Here is a 5,700-nt window from a genome sequence, read left to right on the forward strand (position 1 = left end):
GCTACTCGCTTTCCACGTAACCGGTGACGCGTACGGTGAGGTCGCCCGCGGCGGCACGCAGCGTCGCCTCCACCCGGGTGAGCAAATCGTCGACGGTGGCACGGTCGAGCAGCGCGGCATCGTGGACCACCGCGCCGGAGACGGTGCGACCGTCGTCGAAGAGGTTGATCGACAGTTCGCCGGTCATCTCGTCGACGGTCTCGGCGACGACGGGGAACGGCTCGGTGTGCATGCCGGGCAGCCGCAGTTCCGCGCTGAGCGCGCTGATGAGCTGGAACGACACGGGGGCCGGCGGCAGTGCGGGGTCCTCGGCGCGCAGCGCGGAGTAGGGCACCGCCTGGTGGGCGTGCGCGCCCACCATCGCGGTGTGCACCCGGCGCAGCACCTCGGGGAACGACGGCGTGCCGCCGAGGTCCAGGCGCAGTGCGAGGACCTTCGCGAAGAAGCCGATGAGGTGGTCGGTCCCGGCGTACCCCCGGTCCGCGAACGGCGTCGCGACGAGCACGTCGTCGGTGTCGGCGGTCTCCGCCACGACCAGGGCGAAGGCGCCGAGCACGGTTTCGTGCAACGTCGCGTCGTGGGCGTCCGCGACCCGGCGTGCCGCCAGGACGGCGGTGTCCTTGAGCGTCCACAGGAACGCCCGCCCGGTCGGTGCCCCGCCGGGCCGGACCGCGGGCAGCTCCGGCGCGGTGGCGCCCCCCAGCCGCCGGCGCCAGTATGCCCGGTCGTTCTCCCTGGCCGCGCTCACGGCCGGACTCCGTTCCCACCGGGCCACGTCCGTGTAGGACACCGGAAGGTCCGGTTGCGTCCCCGACAACTCCCGGACCAGGAGGTCGAAGGACCATCCGTCACCGGCGAGGTGGTGCAGCATCAGCAGCAGCACGTGATCCTCGGCGCCCAGCGGCAGCAGCACGGCACGCAGCAACGACCCGTTCACGAGGTCGAACGGCCGGGTCAGCTCCCGGTGGGCGACCCGGACCGCGGCGTCGACGTCGCCGACCGGCACCGGAACCACCTCGGCGCGCACCGGAGCGGGCGGCCGGACGACCTGTTCCCGATCGCGGAACCCGGTCCGCAGCGGCTCGTGGCGCGCGGCGATCCGGGTCAGTGCCGCGTCCAGCGCCTCGCGGTCGAGTGGCCCGCGCAGCCGGAACCCGTACGGGGCGACCGTGTAGGAGGGCGCGGCGAGCAGCGAGCCGTGCGAGTGCAGCATCTGTTCCTGTGCCGCGGTGAGGGGGGCCGGCCCGTTCTCCGCGGAGGCCGGGATCGGGGGGAGGGCGGCCGGGCCGGCCTCGTCCGCCGCACGGGCGAGCGCGGCGGGCGTCCGCCCGTCGAAGAGCGTACGCAGCGGGACATCGGCACCCAGCTCGGCGCGGATGCGGGAGACGACCCGGGTGGCGAGCAGGGAGTGCCCGCCGAGCGTGAAGAAGTCGTCGTCGGCACCGACCCGCGGGACGTCGAGCACCTCCTGGAAGATCCGGCACACCGTCCGCTCGGCATCGGTGCGGGGCGTAACCGCCCCGGTCGACGCCGGGCCCGGCTCCGGGTCGGGCAGCGCGCGCCGGTCCACCTTGCCGCTCGTGGTCCTCGGCAGTCGCTCCACCAGGACGACGGCGGAGGGCACGAGCGCGGCGGGCAGCCGGGTGGCCAGTCCCGCGCGCAGCGACGCGGCGAAGTCGTCGCCGTGCCGGCCGGCCACCGGTACGACGTACGCGGCCAGGAACTTCTCGCCCCGCCGGTCCTCCCGCACGGACACGGCGGCCTGCGTGACGCGGGCGTCCTCGGCAAGCAGGCTCTCGATCTCACCCGGTTCGACGCGGATGCCGCGGATCTTGACCTGGTCGTCGATCCGGCCGAGGAATTCCAGGTCGCCGTCGGGCGCGCGGCGGGCCAGGTCGCCGGTGAGGTACATGCGCTCCTCGCCGACCGCATCTCCCGGCACCCAACGCTCGGCGGTCAGTTCGGGACGGGCCAGGTACCCGCGGGCGAGGCCGACGCCGGCGACGCAGAGCTGTCCCGGCATACCGTCCGGAACCGGCCGCATCGCCTCGTCGAGCAGATGGATGCGGGTGTTGTCGATCGGCGGGCCGATCGGTGCGGTGGCGGGCCACGCGTCGGGGTCGGCGGGCAGCGTGTACCCGGTGATGAGCTGGCTCTCGGCCGGGCCGTAGTGGTTGTGCACGCGCAGGTGGGACCGGTGCCGGCACAGCTCGCGCAACCGCGCGTCGAGGATCAGCGCCTCGCCGCCCTGGCACAGGTGCCGCAGGGCGGCGAGCTGGTCGCTGTGCGGATCGACGTGCTCGATCAGCGCGCGCAGTACGGCCGTCGGCGCGTAGATCCGGGTAATCGCCTGTTCGTCCATCCACCGGGCGAGTCCCGGCGGGTCGAACCGCACCTCGTCCGGCGGGATGACGAGCGTGCCGCCCAGCAGCGCGGAAAAGATCTCCTGCACCGAGTAGTCGAACGTGGGCGTCACGAACTGGACGGTGCGGCTGGCCGGCTCGCGGCCCATCGTGCGCTCCTGCCAGAGCAGCAGGTTGACGGCGCTGACACCCGGCATGAGCACGGCCTTCGGCCTGCCGGTCGACCCGGACGTGTAGATCGCGTAGGCGAGGCTGTCCCGGTCCAGCTCGACGTCCGGCGCCGTGTCGTCCGGCTGCCGGTCCAGCTCCGGGTCGTCCAACGCCACCACGTGCGGCACATCGGGGAACCGGGAACGGTAGCCCTCGTGCGCCACCACCGTGGTCAGCTGCGCGTCGGCCAGCACGAACGCCGTGCGCTCCGGCGGATGTTCGGGGTCGAGCGGCACATAAGCGGCGCCCGCCTTGAGGATCCCCACGATGCCGACGATCAGGTCGGCGCCGCGATCGGCGCAGATCCCGACCAGGTCGCCGGTGGCGGTGCCGCGCGCGCGGAGCAGGTGCGCGAGGCGGTTCGCCCGCCGGTCCAGCTGCGCGTAGGTGAGGGAGATGTGCGGGTCGGTGACGGCCACGGCGCCGGGGGTGCGTGCGGCGTACCGGGCCAGCAGGCCCGGCAGCGTGTCGACGGGCAGGTCCCGCGCCGTGTCGTTCGAGGGCACCACGGGCGCTGCCGCCGTCGCGTCGCCGGCCGGCAGCCGCGACAGCCGTATGTCCGGGTCGGCGGTGACCGCCTGGAGCACCGCCGTGAACTCCTCCAGCAACCCCGTGATCCGTGGCTCGTCGAACAGCGCACGGCTGTAGAGCAGTTCGCCGGTCAGGGCGCCACCCGGCTCCTCGTACACATGGAATTCGAGGTCGAAGCGGGTGAACCAGCGGCCGGTGCGGAACGGTTCGGCCGCGATGCCGGGCAGCGCGGCCGTCGCCGCGTCGCGCCGCAGCACCTGCAACAGCACCTGGACGACCGGGTTGACCGACAGGTCGCGTTCCGGTGCGACGAGTTCGATGACGTTCTCGAACGGCAGGTCGGCGTGGGCGAACGCGTCCGTGGTCGTGGCCCGGCAGCGGTCGAGGAGTTCCCGGAACGACGGATCGCCCGAGAGGTCGCCGCGCAGCGCGAGCGTGTTGACGAACATGCCGATCAGGCCCTCGTACGCCGCCCGCGTACGGTTCGCCACGGGCGTGCCGACCAGCACGTCCCGCGTGCCCGCCTGCCGGGCGAGGACCGCTTGGAAGGCCGCCAGCAGGGTCATGAACACGGACGCGCCCGAGTCGCGCGCGAGCGTGAGGACCGCGGTGGCCAGCGCGGCCGGCGGCCGCCACTCGGCCATGCCCGCGTCCGCGTCGGCGACCGGCGGGCGGGGACGGTCGGTGGGGAGGGCGAGCCGTGCCGGGGCGCCCCGGAGCTGCTCGCGCCAGTAGGCCAGACGCCTGTCCAGTCCGGCGCCGGTGAGTTCGCGCCGTTCCCAGGCGGCGAAGTCGGCGTACTGCACCGGCAACGGCGGCAGTTCGGCCGGGCGGGAAGTGTCGCGCAGCGCCGTGTAGTGGGCGGCGAGTTCGTGCTGGAGGAGCCCGAACGACCAGCCGTCGCCGGCGACATGGTGCACGGTCACCGCGAGGACGTGGTCGTCGTCACCGAGGCGGATCAGCAGGGCCCTGATCAACGGCCCGGTGGCGAGGTCGAACGGCGCGGCGATCTCGTCGCGGACGAGCCGGGCGGCCCCCTCGTCGCTGCCCGCCCGCGCGTGGCGCAGGAGGTGTTCCGGGGCGGGAAGCACCCGCTGGAGGGGCTCGCCGTCGGCGGTGTCGAACACCGTCCGCAACGCCTCGTGGCGCGCGACGACGAGCGTCAGCGCACGCTCCAGGGCCGGCGCGTCCAAAAGACCGCGCAGGCGTTGCACGAGCGGGAGATTATAGGCGTTGCTCTCCGGGTCCAATTGCTGGAGAAACCAGATCCGCCGCTGTGCGAAGGACGAAAGGACCGGGCCGCCGCGCTGTGCGGTGACGCTCTTCTTTCTCTTCGCGGATCCGCCGAGGCGCAGCGTCGCGGGCCTTTTACCGGGTATTGTCACGCCACCATGCCTTCGATTTCGACGAGCAGATCCTCGCGGGCTATGTCGGTGTGCAAAAGGGCGACGGCCGCGGTGCTCGACAGGCGTGCGGCGCAGACCCGGCGGACCGTATCGAGATCCTCACGGCGGCGGACGTAGACCTTGAGGTGGTCGACATCGGCGAGGACGTGCCCCCGCTGGACGCCGTGGCGCCGCAGGTTCTCCGCGCCGATGACCCGGGCCATGTTGTCGAGGGCGACCTCGCACTGGCCGGTCACATCACCGTGGTGCACCGTTCGGTGTCCGAGGATGCCGGCCGTCGCCGAGATGAACAGCCGGCCCCCCTCCGGCGGGCCCAGCCAGGTGGCCCGTGCGAAGACCGGGGGCCGCGGACCGTACGTCGTCGGGTAGTGGTGGGCCGTCAGGACGGCGGGGTTCTCGATGTTGATCCGCACTCCGCCCCGGGCGGCGAGGAACACGCAGGTGATGCCGCCCCCGTGGGCGCCGATACCGGTGGCCGCGGGCATGGTGGCCGGGTCGATCCCGCCCTCGTCGAGCGCCTGGGCGCGGCCCACGCAGAAGTCCCGGTACACCTCCAGCCCGTCCGCGTTCGTCGTGTTGATGCCGCTGACGTAGTTCCAGGTCCGGGCGAGCAGGGGGTACCCCAGAGACCGGGTGAGCGCGAAGACGTTCGTGTAGAGGTCCGCGGTGGCATCGGCGTACCTGCCGCTCTCGCCGGTGCGCACGACACCGAACAGGTACGCGTCGGTGCGGGCCCAGGCGATGCCGTTGTCCATGCCGGACTCGACGGGACGCTGTGCGTGCCAGACCTCGGTGAACGCCTCGTCGTCGCGGGTCGTGGTGTGCACGGCGGTCCGGGGGGCACCGTCCACCAGCGACACGTCGGTGTGGCCGGTGCCGTGCTCGATCAGGCCGAGCACCGTCTCGTCACCCTCGAGGTCCGGTGATCCGGTCTTCTCGAAGCGGCAATACGGCGCCGTGACAGATATGGACAACGCCTCCACCCTTCCCTGGCGTCCGGCATCGGTCATCAGGAAGGCAATTACGCACGGCGGTATGCGTGCAACCCCCTAGATGAGCGTCCGGGGAGGCCGGCCACGGTAGGGGGATCTTCAGGGGGTGGCGGTCCGGAAAACGCTGCTAGCGTCGCCGGCGTCTACTCGTGGCCGGTTCCGTGCTGTTGTGCGGTTGGTCGAGAGAAAGGTGTTTCC

2 protein-coding genes are annotated in these 5,700 nt (G+C 72.6%); both read right to left on the reverse strand.

From position 1 onward, the window contains the following. Position 1 precedes the first annotated feature (1 nt). Positions 2 to 4,489: a non-ribosomal peptide synthetase gene (locus PS467_RS39435; RefSeq protein ID WP_311039327.1), complete on the reverse strand. Its 4,488-nt coding sequence runs from the start codon at positions 4,487 to 4,489 to the stop codon at positions 2 to 4. Then, positions 4,486 to 5,484, reverse strand: a complete 999-nt coding sequence (locus tag PS467_RS39440) for an FkbO/Hyg5 family chorismatase (RefSeq protein WP_311039328.1) — start codon at positions 5,482 to 5,484, stop codon at positions 4,486 to 4,488. Before PS467_RS39440 ends, PS467_RS39435 begins: the two co-directional genes overlap by 4 nt. Positions 5,485 to 5,700 lie beyond the last annotated feature (216 nt).

The sequence above is a fragment of the Streptomyces luomodiensis genome, from assembly GCF_031679605.1.
Lineage (GTDB): Bacteria > Actinomycetota > Actinomycetes > Streptomycetales > Streptomycetaceae > Streptomyces > Streptomyces luomodiensis.